The sequence below is a fragment of the Undibacterium umbellatum genome (assembly GCF_014284125.1).
GTDB classification, from domain to species: Bacteria; Pseudomonadota; Gammaproteobacteria; order Burkholderiales; family Burkholderiaceae_D; genus Undibacterium; species Undibacterium umbellatum.
On the sequence record NZ_JACOFX010000021.1, the window covers coordinates 71128 to 88026 of the forward strand.

Here is a 16899-nt window from a genome sequence, read left to right on the forward strand (position 1 = left end):
CGTTACTTCAGATCATGGGCATTGCTGGCGATGATGTGTTTACTTAAAACCATTTTCGACTAATTGCTCAAAACTATTTGGTAACAAGGTGTCGGCTACCAAAGTCAAAATATCGCCGATGTTGCTGTAAAAGTCTCGCATCCGGCTGTAAATTATGTGGCCTTGCACACCAATTATGTCCGCGTCTCCAGTTTGGAAAGATTGATCGAGTTTGTTATATTTTGTTTTCCAATAGCTGGCATACTCTAGTCGCTTATCGATGCTGAAAATGTCTGCATCTGGCATACGATATACACGTATGCGTGACAAAAATTGTTTGTCTTTTCCCTTGCAGTCACGCCATATTTGAAACAATTCATACATACAATTATGGGACTTTAAATAGCTGTCCGACAAAATGACAAAAATCCGGTCTTGCACCGCCAGCCTTTGCATGAACTGAGAAAGGCTATCACCTATGCCCACCGACGTTTTGTCACGTAAAATGGAAATGCCTCGTGCCTCTGCGTCTTTACAGAGTCTATCTACCACGTCATTGCTGTTATTTTCCCAGTTATAGGAAACAGCATATTGCACGGAATTGACAGGTTCAGCAGAAAATTCCAGGGGCGTTGGAGGCGTTGCAGCCTGGGGAGAAAGTTCATGTTTCATTTGTATTGTCCAATCCGAGGTTTCACGTTCCAGTTCTTCTTTTAATGCCGCCAGCAACTGGTCGGCATTACCGCCTTGTGTACTGATGCGAATGTCGCCATGCCATGTTCCGACGCCAGTATTGGCAATTTGCTCAATCAAGGCGCGACTGCGCGTATTTTTTTCATAGACACAGACACCACCTTGCCAGTACAGACCATTGATCCCTGCGACACTTCCAATTTTAGCTACGATACTGCGGAGAAGACCAGGTTGATGCACAGAATAATGTACTTGCGCCTTGAGACAAGGCGCGGCATCGTCCCATTTTTCCTCCAGCTCAGCTAGCACTTCAGCTTTGCCTGGAAGCAGATCGGGTGCGATGTACCTGGTTTCGATATTTCTCGTATAGTCGCCTTCGCTATATACAAAGGCAACACCACAACTGCACATCATGCTGAGAAACAATTCTTGCTCCGCCTGGCTGTATCCTGACCAGATGAGGCTGGCTAAAAGAGAACGTGTGAAGCGGCCATGCAAGTCGCGGAGTAGTGGCCAGCATTTTTCCCGGTTGAAGACAGTGTAAATGGCATCCAACGCCCAGCCCTGGTCAAGGATGATTTGTTGGTCAAATAAATTCGCCTGATAAAATACGATACCTGCATGGTGTAAGTAATGGAGTAAGGCAGTTGGGTCACTGACGTCACCATGGCCCTGCGCGCAAAGTTCGGCAAATTCGGCTTGTGTGACCAGGCGGTGCTGCTTTTCTGGGGCGGACAAAAGATTGTCGGCATCGCGCCAGGAACACAAAGCCTGTTGAACTCGCATGCGCCCTTTACCTATGTTTGTTGGGTGCTGTTCCAGCAAGCGGGCATGTGCATAGCCCAACGCTTCATCCAGGGCGGCCCAGCCCCGGTTATTCAAGCTGCTGTATTGCACTGGCTTGTACCAGGCAAAATCATCCAGCAAGCCCTGTGACAAGGGCAACTGGTGAGCTTCGTCTTTGATGTGCTCACAGCGCGTTTGTACAATCAACAGCGGGCATGCCAGGCCAGCGGTATGGCGTACATAATCTACCCAATATGCCAAAGGGTGGTTACGAAATGACATACCGTCAATCTCGTGCGTACTCGCTTGCTCTGTACCAGGTGACCATACCAGTACAAATACAGCACGCGTACGCAAAAATAAGGCGTGCGTACTGTGGTAAATGTCTTGCCCACCAAAATCCCAGATATGCCATTCGCCTTCAACCCCACCATTCGAATGTGAATGAACCTGCACCCCGTGAGTGGAGGAAATGGCGGGATCATAGTCCAGGCCGCGCAAACGCTGGCATAGCTGCGTTTTGCCGACAGTGCCGTTGCCCAGTAAAATTAATTTGACGCTGGAAGCTGTCACCGAACCTGCTTCCAGGTCACGTAGGTGGGCGCGCAAGTTTGGCAGACAATTTTCCTTCCAATCAGAGGATAGAACTTCGGATGGAATCTGGTTCAATGTGGTCCGATAGGTTATCAAATTCTGGAATGCCTTTCCCCAAATAAGCGAGGCATTCCAGCTTTGGATATTGCATTCAGAGATATCTAATTTTTGTACTTCGCTCAGTTGCGCCAGCGGGGTCAAGTCCGACACCTGGGTAAAGCCACAAACCAAGGATTGCAGAGCGCTCAGTTGCGCCAGTGGGGTCAGGTCCGACACTTGGGTTTCGCTAAATTCCAAGGATTGCAGAGCGCTCAGTTGCGCCAGGGGGGTCAGGTACTTCACCTGGGTGCCGCTACATTTCAAGGATTGCAGAGCGCTCAGTTTCGCCAGCGGGGTCAGGTTCTTCACCTGGGTGCCGTTACATTCCAAGGATTGCAGAGCGCTCAGTTGCGCCAGCGGGGTCAAGTCCGACACCTGGGTAAAGCCACAAACCAAGGATTGCAGAGCGCTCAGTTGCGCCAGTGGGGTCAGGTCCGACACTTGGGTATGGTTACAATACAAGGATTGCAGAGCGCTCAGTTTCGCCAGTGGGGTCAGGTCCGACACCTTGGTTTGGCTACAATTCAAGGATTGCAGAGCGCTCAGTTGCTCCAACGGGATCAGGTCCGACACCTGGGTGCGCCTACAATCCAAGGATTGCAGAGAGCTCAGTTGCGCCAGCGGGGTCAGGTCCGAGACTCCAGTTTCGCTACAATCCAAGGATTGCAGAGAGCTCAGTTGCTCCAACGGGATCAGGTCCGACACCTGGGTGCGCCTACAATCCAAGGATTGCAGAGAGCTCAGTTGCGCCAGAGGGGTCAGTTCCGACACTTGGGTATAGCCACAATCCAAGGATTGCAGAGAGCTCAGTTGCGCCAGAGGGGTCAGTTCCAACACTTGGGTATAGCCACAATCCAAGGATTGCAGAGAGCTCAGTTGCGCCAGCGGGGTCAGGTCCGACACCTGGGTATGGCTACAATCCAAGGATTGCAGAGAGCTCAGTTGCGCCAGCGGGGTCAGGTCCGACACTTGGGTATAGCCACAATCCAAGGATTGCAGAGAGCTCAGTTGCGCCAGCGGGGTCAGGTCCGACACTTGGGTATAGCCACAATCCAAGGATTGCAGAGCGCTCAGTTGCGCCAGCGGAGTCAGGTCCGAGACTCCAGTTTCGCTACAATCCAAGGATTGCAGAGCGCTCAGTTGCGCCAGTGGGGTCAGGTCCGACACTTGGGTTTTGCTACAATCCAAGGATTGCAGGGCGCTCAGTTGCGCCAGCGGGCTCAGGTCCGACACTTGGGTATCGAAACAATCCAAGGATTGCAGAGAGCTCAGTTGCGCCAGAGGGGTCAGTTCCGACACCTCGGTAAAGCCACAATCCAAGGATTGCAGAGAGCTCAGTTGCGCCAGCGGGGTCAGGTTATGTATTGCCGTGTAGCCAATGTCCAATTCAAATAAGTGCTCCAATTGAGAAATCGTTGGCGGCAAGACAATGAGTCTATTCAAGTCGCCAAGATATATTCTGCCGGTTTTAGCCAACAACTCACACTCTATCCGTGCCTCTGCTTCTGCAAAACACTCTTCTGGCGTGGCTTTCGCCCAACCTATTATTCCACTATCAGTCATGGCCGACACCGCATTTTGCTCCATCGTCACTCTTCCCAGTCAGACAATAATTAGTTGAATAATTATTATCACATTATTTACAGCAAATAATAACGAATTTAACGTGGCGTCTTATCAAATTATAATTTTCTCGCTAAATCAGATCTTCCGTCGATTTAAGCGTCTTGACCGGTTCGGAGCAGCTCGAAACATCGATAACGGCTGGTTAGCGCGTCAGGTGGTTACGCCAAATGGTTTCCTTGGATGTTGCCGACACTTGCTGCCCCATGTTTTACCCTCGTCTTGATAATCGTGAGGGAGATTTGTGCCGGGGATGGGGGCTGCTGACAATAACGCCGATGACGCACCGGTTACCTTTCTTTGACAATTGAGCTATGCAGAGCAATAGAGTTCAGAATTAAATGAATTTCGACAACAATATAGCCGCCGTGAAACATTTGTTTTTGTTATTTGAGCTTCTCAACTCCCCGGAAAGCCTTACCACGTAAGGCTTTCAGCTAAATCCCGCGTCTATTTTCGCTCGAATGTTTCACGCGGATACTCGTTTCCAATGCAGTTGCAACTTATTCAAAAGGAATTTCCCTTAAATAATTCATGATAAGTAAGATAATCATGCAAATGTTGGATTAAACGTCTAAATATTGACGAAATAAAATAATATATTTATTATTTGATCGTTCCCAATAAGAAAATTTCCTTCTTTTGCGGGTTGTCGCCGATTTCATTGAGCTAATGGCAATTTTTTAGTTTTTTTTCCTTCAGGAAATGCGTATGTCCACTTTTGTCCTGTCCGACCGTTCTTACACTAGGCGTGAAGCAGTCTGGGCTGCCTGTAATTCCCTGGCTGCTGCATCAGAAAAGCCATCTGTATCTAAAGTGCGCGGCTATTACAAAGGGGGATCGGATACCGACGTTCAAGCCGATATCCACGCCTGGTATGAGCGTTTGTTTAGTCATCACTGTGCGCAAGCGGCTGGCCAGGGCATGCCAGATGAAGTGGCGGAACTCATGCGGCAGTTATGGGCGACGGCCACCGCGGCGGCCCAGGGTCATCTCGCCCACGAAAAGTCCCTTCTGACCCAGGAGCGTGCGCAGCTCACCCAGGAGCATGCCCAGATGGTTGAGCTTGTTCAGGAGAAACAACGACATCTGGAGCAAGTGCAAGGCGAATTGGCTGGCCAAACGACGAGCCTGGCGGTTTCTCAGGAGCGCTTGCAGCAAGCCTTGCAAATGAATGAGGGCCTGAAAGCGGAACAAGGTGTGCTGCTCCAAAGGTTGGATGCTATGCAGCAGGCGATTGACGAGCGTGACAGGCGGCATACGGAAGCGATGCAGCTCCTGTCATCCCAATATCAGGACAGCCTGGCCAATCTGAATGCGGACCATAAGAGCCGGTTGGCAGAGTTTGAGGCGGCTGGTGTTCAGAATGAGCAGCGCTATCGGGGGATGGAACGGCATATGCTGCAGCAGATTGAAGAGGCCCGGGCCAAGTCGCTGCATTGGGAGGGGGAAGCACTTTCTCTGCGTTCCAGAAATCAGACCGAGGTGGATCTCGTGAAAAGCCAGCTGCAAAATGCACGTTCGACGATCGATGCGTCCAGGGGGGAGATTAATGCGCTGAAGGGTCAGTTGACTGCCTTGAATTTGCAGAGGGATGCGATGATTAAGGAATTGGCTCTAGCGTCAGTGGTGGCCTCCCCTGCCCTGGTTGAGGAAAAAGATGGGCGGCAGTTGGATTTGTTGGATGCGGGGGTTATTGAAGATGAGCTGAAAACGATGGGCAACGGGGGGATTGGAGCAATAACACTACGGGAAACGGATCCGGATGGGATTTGTGAATAGCGGGCAACATTGTTTGGGTCCTTTGAATACATGCCGCGTGGTTCGATGAGTTGGATATTAACTCCACAACTCATTTGGCTGTTTGTGGTCAGGTGTCAGCGAAAGTAACTTTGTTACCCCCTGTCCAAGTAAGCTTCCCTCTAGAGTACGATTTTCTCGCCAAAAAATGTAACACATTTACTGCGCATGACTGCGAAGGAACTATGTTACTCTGCATAATAGCGTAGTGAATATGTAACTTTGCATATTCTCGATTTTGAGAGTACTGACATGCCTCAATCCACTCCCTTGACGATACCATCACCTATTGAAATCAAGCGACTCCCGTGGATGCGACGATTGTCGCTTATTAGTCCCAAGCTTTCACATCTTCTCACCGTTTTTTCATATGGAAGCCTCAATCTTTGGGCTTTCATTGAAAGCCATCCTGCAATTACGAGCTTCTGTGAATATCCTGGATACGTCATCATTGATGATCAACAGGTCTTCGCGACGTTCTGGGTACAAGGTGACGGGCAGCAACAGTTTTTGGTTCTTGAAGGTGATATTCAGATCGAACCAGAAAACATCAATTCAGTTCCAACATTCCACGATGCCGCAGTCCATACGGTGACGCAAGCGTGGCTCGCCAGCCATCAGCAATGGATCAACAACTGGCACCGGATCAATCCCTACATTGTTAGCAATGGCCGCTTTGTGACGCCGCAAATACTCGACGCGACCGCTGTCCTATTCGAGACTCCGGTCACGTTGTTCGATGCTGAGCATGCATTGCGTCGAATCGACCAGCAACTGGTTCGCACCGCAATATTCATGCTCTTGCACAGGGGCCGTATCACTAGCGCTGATCTCACAAAGAAGCCGTTGAGCGGTGCCACGCTCTTCTATTCCAATGCGGCACGGGCGTAGAGGAATCCTCCATGAAACGATTAATTCCTCCCGATCTGCAAGACCTTTCCCAATGGCCTACCGTCGATCCGAACGCTTTGGAAGGAAAACGACGTAAGAGTTTGTTAAACCGCATTGAGGCAATCAGGTTATATGTTGCCGGCACGCCCTTGGCCAAGATCGAGCAAGCGACGACAGTAAATCGCGTCCAGATTTTTCGTTTGATCAGGCATTGTATCGAACCACACAGCCTGGGACCGTGTGCTAACGCATTTGAATACCGGATCTCGCAATGCACTTCATCCGTATCTTGTGCCGCCACGCGCGTGCTGGTTGACGACTCCAGCATTTGATTCAGGATCGCCTGCACTCGGATTCTCGTGACGTATAGTTCCATAATTACTTTTCTGTTGCTGTAATCTATTGATTTTATTCAGGATTTTTCGGGGAATTTGGAGATAATTGAAGTTAAAATGGTCTGGTAACCACCATTTTCAGGCAGAGTTACATATTTACTGCAACGACGGTTACATATTTACTTTCGCGTACAGTGTCGCATGACCTGCTCGCAGGCGCAGCGTGCAGCCCGCGTGCCGATTCACGCATGATTGAAATCGCCAGTCAGCATCTTCGCTTCTGTGCGGCATGCATGGCGGAAGGCTTCCATGCGGTGCTGTTCCAATTCGCGCCGATTCTGCACTGCCCGATTCACCATACTCCCCTGCTCGATATCTGCACAAGCTGCCGAAAGAAAATCCCTTATCGTCTCGATGCATCTTTCGCCGTCAGACCGTTTTGCTGTCCTCACTGCGCACACTCGCTACTTCCTGATCCGACTATCCTCGCGAGGCAAAGCCATATCACCAAATCACACAATTCCATCATGAATTGGCAGCGATTTCTGGCAACCTACGTGTACTGGTACGCGGAAGGTACGCATACCTGGCGCGATGTTTCCGGTCGCTTTCTGGACCGTGAAAATATTCCGGCGCCCCTGAGCATTGCCGGACGTCTCGGCTTTATAGGAGCATTGCAAAAACTTCACAATGATCCACCGCCACTGCCGATATTCACAATGAACGAGGTGCTTCCGCCAGGCATGACGATGCAAAATTTGTCTGGCACCATTACTGCGGCGCCGGCATTCTCGCGGCTGCATTGGCCGCGCTTCCAAACTAGTCGCTTCTTGTCGCTTTGTGGACAATATTCTCGCTTTTGCGACCGGCTACAACAATTGAATTCGCCTCGGCACCGCGAGGTTACGCAATGGTGGCGCAAAAGTTGGGAGGGTGCATTCTCGCGCCAATGCGAAGTGACAACTGTATTCTCATATCCACCCTTTGGGATCGCAGAGTGGGCATGTTATTCTGTTTTGCCAGATCGACTGCTTAAGCGCCCCGTTATTCAACATCGGCTCGGCCTCGACTTTGAACAGGATCTTCGATCCACCTGGCAAGCCTGGGACCGTGTGCTAACGCATTTGAATACCGGATCTCGCAATGCACTTCATCCGTATCTTGTGCCGCCACGCGCGTGCTGGTTGACGACTCCAGCATTTGATTCAGGATCGCCTGCACTCGGATTCTCGTGACGTATAGTTCCATAATTACTTTTCTGTTGCTGTAATCTATTGATTTTATTCAGGATTTTTCGGGGAATTTGGAGATAATTGAAGTTAAAATGGTCTGGTAACCACCATTTTCAGGCAGAGTTACATATTTACTGCAACGACGGTTACATATTTACTTTCGCGTACAATCATGCCCAGCCTGCTTTTTTCGACGGGTGAACACGAAGGCAGCGCCAACGGTAATTCCATGCATCCGTGCAGCGACATCCGCCTGGGAGAAAATCTGATTGCGTCGGTATATAACGTATTACGCAATAGTCCGATTTGGGAAGAGACGCTATTGATCGTCACTTTCGATGAAAATGGCGGCGTGTACGATCACGTCCTGCCACCTGCTGTATGCGCTCCGGATTCGTACGGATACTATTCCAATAAGAAGCTGCTATTCGACTACACGATGCTAGGACCGAGAATTCCTGCACTGTTAATATCGCCGTGGCTCGAAAAGGGCGTGGTAGACAGTACTCAGTACCGGAATACCTCGATCCTTCGCTTCGTTCAGGATCTGTTTGCAGCACAGAATCAAGTCGCTGAGGCACCGAGTCTGACTCAGCGCGATTTGAACGCAAATAGCATCGCATTATCGGCGTGGCGAGCAACGCCACATGAACACTGTCCAGCCTTCATCAAACCTCATGTGGGCTTTGCTAATTGGGGAACAGAAATGACGGACCCAAATGGCGACGATCCCTACAGCGGCCCGTATATTCATAGGGTAACTAAACCGGTTCCACCCGTTGCACTTGATTTTGCAAAGGCTTACTGCAGCCAATATCCAGGCCATCCTGATAGCGGAAAGCCATTAGAGCAACTTTTCAAGTCTCAGTCCGAGATGTTGCGTTACATGACAGAGCGAAGACATGCGGCCAGAAAATTCTATCGTGATCATCGATAACTCAATCTGGCTGGAATCGCCATGATGGGTATCTTACATAACGTCCATGGAATGTCGCGGATTCTGAAAAATCTCCGGGCAAAAGGGTATGTGCTCACCGAGGCGATTTTACGGGGCACCGCGCCATTCCGGCGTGAACACATCAATCGCTTTGGAGAAAATCCGCTGGACATGGATAGGGAAATTGAGCCTCTCAACTATTAAATCGACTTTTCCGTGTAAGTCATCGACTTAATCTGTTTCGGCGAAAAAACCGTAATCCCGGCCGTCCCACCAGATGGGGTTGGTGAATAGCGATTCAGAAATGGATCTTTACTTCAGGGAATTCTAAATTCGCGGCCTTAGCTGGCTTGGATAATCTGTAGGTTTCTAGAATTTGGTTCCGATACATGGAATGAAATGAGATTTCGATTGATGGAACCGGACCAAAAAAAGTTAACCTTTTTTCACTTGCAATAAAAGCTAACTTAAATAATAATTAGTTGTCAATTTTTAATTGACTCTAAAGAAGTAGTCACCTTGCTCAGATTTCCACAGTATTCCCATACCAGTTTCCATGCAGTAAGTGTGTTTCCTTACTGTGCTAACACAAAAAGCCATCTCGCTTAGAAAGTCTGTAACCGTAATAGTCATCATCATCTATTCACAGAAGGGTTCGTATGTTCAAGTACACCGTTTTGGCAGGCGATACACTCAATGACATAGCTGCTGCGCTTAGTTCCGCTGCCGGAGTCAGCGTACAAGCAATCGAAGCAGCGAATCCGGGTGTCAACGCCAACGCGTTGCAGATTGGGACATTGCTCAATATCCCAGCACAACTTGGTCAGGCTATTGCGTTGAAATATACCATCCAGAGTGGCGACAGTTATTCAATCATTGCTGCTAATCTGGCAGGATGCACCGGCCTGAGTTTCCAAGAAATTGAACAAGCGAATCCATCTGTCAACCCCAATGCAATGGCGGTAGGACAGGTCTTGACAATTCCTATTTCGTCAGCATCCCTCACCTCTCCCATTGCTGATCCAACTATCCCATTGACTCAGTCTGTCAATGCTCAGAAAGGTCTCTGGTATTGGACTTGGTCTAAAAACACACAAGTGCCTGACAACACCAATCTGGGTATCGCTTTTAGTGGTTGGGTATCTCCACAGACAGCCATAGACAACAGCAATGCCGTCCACAGTCAATTACCTGGTTTGAAATACATTTGCCTGGGTGGCGGAAATGAAAGTGGTGCCTGGACTGAATCCGCTGTGCTTTCTGTCACCAACGCAATTAACTCAGGCAGCCTGTCCGCATACCAGGGAATTGCTTACGACATTGAAGAAGGTAGCTCAGGGTTGGCAGCAGCTTTTGAAGCGTCTTTTACTGCAGCCAAGGCTAAAGGTTTGAAGGTTCTTGTCACGGTGAGTCATTCCGCGCCCTATGGTATTGAAGACGCTGCAGCACTCATGCGCAGTTTCTTCGCCAGTCCCGTCATCGACATTCTATCGCCCCAGCTCTATACCACCGGAGAAGAAACCAGTAACCAGTATGCCACTTCGGGAGGGGTTAGCTGGAGTGAATATGCGGATGCAAAGGCAATCGTCGCTCCGAGCATAGTCAATGCCAGTCTATATGCTGACGCCCAGGAATATTTTTTAGCTCAGGGGGTAAGTTTGGGTGGATTTTTGCAGTGGCAGCAGTGATTTACGGAAAATTCGTATATAGGCATTTCTTATGGCAACCGTTTTTTAAATACGGTAGAAAAGGTGAAAAATGAACAGCTATCTCATGTAAAGGCTCCAGATAAGCAGTTTGAATTTGCCATTCATTTTATATTTTAATGTTTTGTCAGTGGTTTTAAGTTGTACCTGAGTGTTTCCCATCGAAATGGAAGGAACAGCAATGAATACCGTTGCACAGCAGAAGAGAGCAGTATTTGTCGTCGCCCACCCGGATGATTTCCAGCTCTTCATGAATCCGGTTGCCGCTGCCGCCATCCTATCCGGCGACTATTCGGTTGCCATTATCGTTACCACCGCTGGTGACGGCGGGCAAGGCCCGGCATACTGGGCGGCCCGCGAATGGGGGACGATTGCGTCAGTGCGCTGGTTGCTCGATTGCACTCCAAACGCCCCTTTTGACGAAACACCGTCCCCTGCGGCAGGTGCTCCACTTTGGAATTTTGTGAGCTTCAATGAGCACAATATTACAACTTGGACCGCTAATATCGCACAAACGCCTTGCGCTTGCTATTTCATGCGCCTGCCGGACGGCAATATGTGTGGCGAGGGGTTTGGCGTGACAGGCGATGTGAGCCTGCCGCAACTGAGCAACAGCGCCATTACCCCTCAGCCGTTTCCGTCGCTGGCGACGATTACCACTATCGGTACGGTGGACGGCTCCACCACCTATACAAGCTGGAATGATTTCACAACCACCTTGGAAGCCATCATCACCGACAATGGCAACTATGCAATCAGCGATTGCTGGGTCAACTACCAGCAGACCGATCAAACCACCAACCCCTGTGATCATTACGATCACTACGCGACCGGTTTGGCAAGCAATGCCGCCATCGGCCAATCGACACCGTTGGCCGTCAGCGAATATCTCGATTATGCAATGACCCAACCGCCTAATGGAAAAACGCAGTTACAAGGTTCAGCTGCCCTTTGGAAAATCGGCATGATGGCCGCTTATGACAAGCAGGTTTATGACTGTGCACGGGGGCAGCAAAACGGCGGGGGAAAGATCTGCTGCACGATTGGTGGGGATAATTTGGGGGTGTATGCCGGGTGGATGATGGCAGCGCCGGTATTTACTACTTCAACACCCGGCAACTTTTCGCCGCCAAGCTTGGCACCATTGTGGCCGCCTACGCCGTTTTATAGCGGGTGTAGTGGATGCCAATGCTCGTCATCTGATAGCACAAGCGATCATTAACCTGCTTCGCAGGAGAGCGCACTTTTTCCGATCAAGTATCCACGGGGTCGGGTCGAAAAACCTTCATTTTCAAATATGGGAAAGTTATATAACATGGATGCCCAGAAATTATTCCAAGAACACTAAGGGAATGTGCTGCACATCGTAAACTTCACGACTCCGGAGAATCTCCTATCCTTGGAATTTCTATCCTTTCTTAAATTTGTGAGATGAGATGCTGTTTCTAAATTTAATGCTCAATGCTTTTTCCTCTGTCGTTCACCTCATCCAATCCAATGGAGACCTGGGGCCCTCTCCCGCGGGGCCACCTGCCGGCTTTCCCCCCGTTGGCGCACTTGCCGTCGGTTATCCATACGCTGCTCTTCCTACCACACCGGCAGGGGTTGTGGCCGTTTCCTTTCCAGCCACTGCGGGATTAGTGGCAAACGCAGCTCCTTACGCTCAAGGAGGAACAGCAGCAGTAAACGTGACTCCCTGCCTGATCTTAGCCGGCGCCGCGATTGTCAATCCGATTAATCCTGTGCCCCCCACCCTTCCAGCCGCGCCACTTGTTCCCGCGAACGGGTTTTCCAACTTTCAATTACTAATTGATACACTGGATCGAGCGATGCACGGTGGCCATGAAATTTGGTATCAAGTGCAAATTGCTAAATACCTGTCCGCTTACGCTGCCACCGGGGGAGGGTTCTGTTGCAGTAAGGCGAAAGTTGGAGTGCTAGAATGGCATTCATGAAATCCCTGTCGATCCAATTGGAAGAATCCGTTCTTCGTAGAGTAGTTAAGCGCTTGCATTATCCGCTTGATGTGATGTTGTTGTGTGTACGTTGGTATGCGGCGTATGCGCTGAGTCTGCGCAATCTAGAGGAGATGATGGCCGAGCGCGGAGTGGAAGTTGATCACACCACGGTGCATCGGTGGGCGGTAAGGATCTTGCCGGTCTTGGCCAAAGTGCTTCGCCATCGCAAGCGGCCGGTTGGCAGGAGTTGGCGAATGGATGAGACTTACATCCAAGTCGGCAAGCAGTGGAAATATCTGTATAGAGCAGTAGACAGACTTGGCCACACCGTGGACTTTCTGCTCACGGCCAAACGCGATCACGCTGCGGCACGACGCTTCTTCGAACGGGCAATAGGGGCGCACGATGTGCCAGAGAAAATCACGATCGACAAGAGCGGCGCCAACACGGCGGCGGTGCGTAGCATGGTCGCCGACAGCGGCGTTGACATCATGTTGCGCCAATCGAAATACTTGAACAATCTTGTAGAACAAGACCATAGGGCCATCAAGCGAATAACCCGTCCCATGCTCGGCTTTAAAAACTTCCACTGCGCCGCCAAAATCATCGCAGGCATTGAGACGATGCACATGATCAAGAAGGGGCAACTGCAATGCTCCAACGGGGAAGTTGCGTCCGCTGCCGAACAATTCTATAGCTTGGCTTTTTGATTTCTGGGTCGATTGCTCGACTCGACTCAACTCAACCTCAAATCCTTATTGCAACACAACCATAGAAATGGCTATGGCAATATATGCGAGCTCATTACAGTGGGGCGTACTCGCATTGAGAAAGGAAATTACCTGATCAAGCCAGAAGATCTGGCCCACCCGAAGGGGGACATGAAGCACTTGAAAGGAGTACCGGACTGTGAGTTGATCCTGGTCCCGGAGTATGGGAGCGATATCGACACTTTGTCTCAACAGGCTGCCTGGCTTGTGCATACAGCGCCTGGCCGGGCACGTATTTCGTTAAGCCTTCATAACCGCTCCAACGACGATAGACACACCGAGATTGTGCAAACAGTGGCAGATATATATGGGCTGCCTATCGTGGCCACCGGCGACGTGTGCATGCACGTCAGGTCTTACAAACCCGTACAGGATACGATGACGGCAATCAGGCACGGATTACCAATCGCCGAATGCGGCTATCGTCTCGCATCAAATGCGGAGCAGCACTTGCGGTCACGTCTGCGTTTAGGAAATCTCTATTCCAGGGAGGCTTTGAACGAAACTGTCCGTGTCGCACAGCGATGTACGTTCTCATTGGATGAACTCCGATACAAATATCCAGAAGAATTCGTACCAAAAGGAGAGACTGTTACCAACCGCGGACAAGTTTCCGATCCTGACAAACATTCAGTATGTTCGCAGGCAGGAAATTTTTTTCCCGTAACCTGGCGCGCAGGAGTGAAAGTGGGTGGCCTCCCAGACTAAGCCCGGTGCTGCGATAGTCTGCAACAATTGTTTCACCCTCTGAGGGAGATTCGAGTTCCAGGAGTGATTCGGCGATTGGTGCTCCTTTCAGCAACCCTTTGTCTGGAACACTGACGACAGATTGCCAAAGTGCCTGTCGACGATTACCTGAGAGAGGTTCCAATGCATTGGCTGCCGCAAGTGCTTTGACATTTCGATTGTCCAGTCCCGCTCTGCTCGCAAGATCCGCAACGCTGGAGAAATTCCGGATACACCTAGCCTCCTCTATCCGTAATCCCGCCTCTTTTTCCATTCCATTGATCATGTTGAGTCCAAGTCTGACCGCTGGTTGACTACCGGTGATTGCTTCCAAACTTGCTTCCCAATTACTGATCGTCACATCCACGGGCCGGACAACTAATCCATGCCTTTTTCCGTCTTGCACAAGTGAGGACGCTGAATAGAACCCCATCGGCAGACTATTCAGCAGTCCACACAGAAAGGCCGCAGGTTCGTGGCATTTTAGCCAGCAACTTGCGTAGGTTATCAGGGCAAAGGAGGCCGCATGTGACTCTGGGAAACCATATGAGGCGAATCCACGAATTTGGTTGACAATAGACTCTGCGAATTCAGCTGTATAGCCACGCTCGCTCATCCCGATTCGTAACTTTGCATCGAATTGTTCAAGATTGCCTTTCCTCTTCCACGCAGCCATAGCTCTACGTAACTGGTCAGCTTCACCAGCTGAGAACCCGGCTGCAGTCATGGCAATCTGCATGACCTGTTCCTGGAAAATTGGAATTCCCAATGTCCGCTCTAATACTGCTTTCGTTTCGGGACTAGGATAGGTAACTGGCTCTTCGCCCATTCGTCGACGCAAGTACGGTTTGAGCATGCCCCCTTCAATAGGACCTGGCCGAATAATCGCGACTTCGATGACCAGGTCATAGAAAGTTCGCGGTCGCATCCGCGGTAACATACTCATTTGCGCCCGGCTTTCAATCTGGAATGTACCCACAGTATCAGCATCGCAAATCATGTCGTAAGTTCGCGGATCCTCAGCCGGAATATCAGACAACTCGAATCTCTCGCCACGCTGCTCAGAAACCAGATCCAAAGTCCGACGCAAGCAACTGAGCATGCCGAGGGCAAGGATATCAATCTTTAGCAGGCCGACAGCATCTATATCATCTTTGTCCCACTGAATGATACTTCGATCCTTCATAGATGCATTTTCAATGGGTACCAGCCGGCAGAGTTTTTCATTTGAGATGACGAACCCACCTGGATGCTGTGACATATGCCTTGGGAATAGCATCATCTTGTCGGCAATATCGGACCACGTTTTGGCGATGGTTGAATCTGGATCAAATCCACAATCCTGGAGTCGCTCTTTAAGATCAGCGCTACCACCCCAGCCATGTCTGGCTTTCGCCACCTTCTCTACAATCGATAAATCGATGCCAAGAGCCTTCCCCACATCTCGTAGCACGCTTTTGGGACGATAGGAAGTTACGACAGCAGTCAAGGCAGCGTTCATTCTTCCGTATTTTTTATAGATGTACTGGATGACCTCCTCGCGACGTTGATGCTCAAAATCAACGTCTATGTCTGGGGGCTCATTTCGTTCGGCTGAAATGAACCGCTCAAACAGCATAGTGCCTCGGGCTGGGTCGACTTCTGTTATGCCTAGGGCGTAGCAAATCGAAGAATTTGCAGCAGAACCACGTCCCTGGCACAGGATGTTTTGGCTGCGCGCAAAGCGCACAATGTCATAGACAGACAGGAAATATGGTTCGTATTTCAGATCCTCGATAAGCTTCAATTCATGCTCCATTTGAGCAATAACGTTTTCCGGTATACCTGCGGGAAATCGCCAATGCGCACCGATATAGCTTTCCTTGCGTAGATAGCTGTGGGATTGTGATTTGCCGTCAGCGGCCACACACAGCAAACGGTGTGGTTTTTCTGACGGTTGAAGATGAGACTGGCACTGTCAACGTCATTTGCTGGGAATCTGTCGTTGAACAATTTCGGAAGGAGATATACGGCGCTTCTCTCTTAGGGGTATACGGGCAGTGGCAGTCGCAGTCAAATGTGAAAAACTTGATCGCCATGCGCCTGGTCGATCTGTCTCATCTCCTGGGTGAACTGGATACAAAGAGTCGTGACTTTTGTTAATAGAGGGCTAGACCGACGCAGTTATCTTTGAGATGGCTTACCTTATCAAGAATCACAATATCGCTGTAAGATGACGGAAGAAACGAAAATTTCTACTGACGGAATTCGCCATATTTATTGAATATTTTTCCAAAAATGAGGAACAGATTGATTCGGAGATGGTACTAACATCGTTGATTTTTTGTAAAAGTCCGATTCATTCATTTATAACCAATAATCGAAACCCCAATTTATGTCCCCTATTTCAATTGAACATAAAAATGTAATGCCTAAGATTCCAGATATCAATGATCAGCATGTACATGAGTTTGCAAAACTCAGGGTGCGTTTAAACAAACGGAGCTAAAGTTCCACAGAAATGGTAAATCAGCCGTTTTTTAACGGTCGACCGACATATTCTATCCCCCGACCATCAGATCGTTGATTGTAGCGCCTTTTAAGAGGTTGATTTTTCTTTGTGCAGGCTCAAATTTTCAACCTCCATTTGGTGTCAAATTTCTAGGCGCAGTCAATCCGACCGAATCAACCATTCGATCATCAGAGAAATCGAATTCGCCATGCAAATTGAAATGCTGCCAAGTGACCACTGAACCGTTACGAATCGCTTCAATCAATTCCGCTTTGCGCA

General features: G+C 49.6%; 9 protein-coding genes and 3 pseudogenes. 10 read left to right on the forward strand and 2 right to left on the reverse strand.

Features of this window, described 5'->3' with window-relative positions; translation table 11 throughout:
- Positions 1 to 39: 39 nt before the first annotated feature.
- Entirely contained in the window at positions 40 to 3738 is a 3699-nt protein-coding gene (locus tag H8L47_RS25515) for a leucine-rich repeat domain-containing protein (protein WP_186956531.1), read from the reverse strand.
- A 747-nt stretch (positions 3739 to 4485) separates the two neighbouring features.
- Here H8L47_RS25515 and H8L47_RS25520 point away from each other — a divergent pair.
- The 9 genes and pseudogenes from H8L47_RS25520 to H8L47_RS25560 all read left to right on the forward strand — a co-directional run bounded on the left by H8L47_RS25520 (position 4486) and on the right by H8L47_RS25560 (position 13343).
- Complete coding sequence (locus H8L47_RS25520; protein WP_186956532.1) at positions 4486 to 5556, forward strand: DNA-binding protein; 1071 nt, start codon at positions 4486 to 4488, stop codon at positions 5554 to 5556.
- 270 nt (positions 5557 to 5826) lie between these two features.
- Complete coding sequence (locus H8L47_RS25525) at positions 5827 to 6465, forward strand: hypothetical protein (RefSeq protein ID WP_186956534.1); 639 nt, start codon at positions 5827 to 5829, stop codon at positions 6463 to 6465.
- A gap of 11 nt (positions 6466 to 6476) precedes the next feature.
- Entirely contained in the window at positions 6477 to 6797 is a 321-nt protein-coding gene (locus H8L47_RS25530) for a hypothetical protein (RefSeq protein ID WP_186956535.1), read from the forward strand.
- A 251-nt stretch (positions 6798 to 7048) separates the two neighbouring features.
- Positions 7049 to 8035 (forward strand): hypothetical protein, encoded by a 987-nt coding sequence (locus H8L47_RS25535; protein ID WP_186956537.1) that lies wholly within the window; start codon positions 7049 to 7051, stop codon positions 8033 to 8035.
- Positions 8036 to 8204: 169 nt separating this feature from the next.
- A complete protein-coding gene (locus tag H8L47_RS25540) occupies positions 8205 to 8969 on the forward strand; it encodes an alkaline phosphatase family protein (protein WP_186956538.1) in 765 nt (254 codons plus the stop codon).
- 15 nt (positions 8970 to 8984) lie between these two features.
- Positions 8985 to 9173 (forward strand): annotated as a pseudogene (locus tag H8L47_RS25545) (Tn3 family transposase); the annotation flags it as partial.
- A 455-nt stretch (positions 9174 to 9628) separates the two neighbouring features.
- Positions 9629 to 10657 carry a LysM peptidoglycan-binding domain-containing protein gene (locus tag H8L47_RS25550; protein ID WP_186956539.1) on the forward strand — a complete coding sequence of 343 codons (1029 nt, stop codon included), beginning with the start codon at positions 9629 to 9631 and terminating at the stop codon, positions 10655 to 10657.
- A gap of 199 nt (positions 10658 to 10856) precedes the next feature.
- Entirely contained in the window at positions 10857 to 11897 is a 1041-nt protein-coding gene (locus H8L47_RS25555) for a PIG-L family deacetylase (RefSeq protein ID WP_186956541.1), read from the forward strand.
- Positions 11898 to 12626: 729 nt separating this feature from the next.
- A complete protein-coding gene (locus tag H8L47_RS25560) occupies positions 12627 to 13343 on the forward strand; it encodes an IS6 family transposase (protein WP_186956545.1) in 717 nt (238 codons plus the stop codon).
- A gap of 658 nt (positions 13344 to 14001) precedes the next feature.
- Here H8L47_RS25560 and H8L47_RS25565 read toward each other — a convergent pair.
- Positions 14002 to 16005 (reverse strand): annotated as a pseudogene (locus H8L47_RS25565) (error-prone DNA polymerase); the annotation flags it as partial.
- Here H8L47_RS25565 and H8L47_RS25570 point away from each other — a divergent pair.
- Positions 16005 to 16271, forward strand: a pseudogene (locus H8L47_RS25570) (OB-fold nucleic acid binding domain-containing protein); the annotation flags it as partial. The pseudogenes H8L47_RS25565 and H8L47_RS25570 overlap by 1 nt on opposite strands.
- Positions 16272 to 16899 lie beyond the last annotated feature (628 nt).

Excerpts from the sequence above, each read along its gene's own strand:
- H8L47_RS25515 (WP_186956531.1), bottom strand. The coding sequence starts at position 3,738 with ATGGAGCAAAATGCGGTGTCGGCCATGACTGATAGTGGAATAATAGGT.
- H8L47_RS25520 (WP_186956532.1), top strand. The coding sequence starts at position 4,486 with ATGTCCACTTTTGTCCTGTCCGACCGTTCTTACACTAGGCGTGAAGCA.
- H8L47_RS25525 (WP_186956534.1), top strand. The coding sequence starts at position 5,827 with ATGCCTCAATCCACTCCCTTGACGATACCATCACCTATTGAAATCAAG.
- H8L47_RS25530 (WP_186956535.1), top strand. The coding sequence starts at position 6,477 with ATGAAACGATTAATTCCTCCCGATCTGCAAGACCTTTCCCAATGGCCT.
- H8L47_RS25535 (WP_186956537.1), top strand. The coding sequence starts at position 7,049 with ATGATTGAAATCGCCAGTCAGCATCTTCGCTTCTGTGCGGCATGCATG.
- H8L47_RS25540 (WP_186956538.1), top strand. The coding sequence starts at position 8,205 with ATGCCCAGCCTGCTTTTTTCGACGGGTGAACACGAAGGCAGCGCCAAC.
- H8L47_RS25550 (WP_186956539.1), top strand. The coding sequence starts at position 9,629 with ATGTTCAAGTACACCGTTTTGGCAGGCGATACACTCAATGACATAGCT.
- H8L47_RS25555 (WP_186956541.1), top strand. The coding sequence starts at position 10,857 with ATGAATACCGTTGCACAGCAGAAGAGAGCAGTATTTGTCGTCGCCCAC.
- H8L47_RS25560 (WP_186956545.1), top strand. The coding sequence starts at position 12,627 with ATGAAATCCCTGTCGATCCAATTGGAAGAATCCGTTCTTCGTAGAGTA.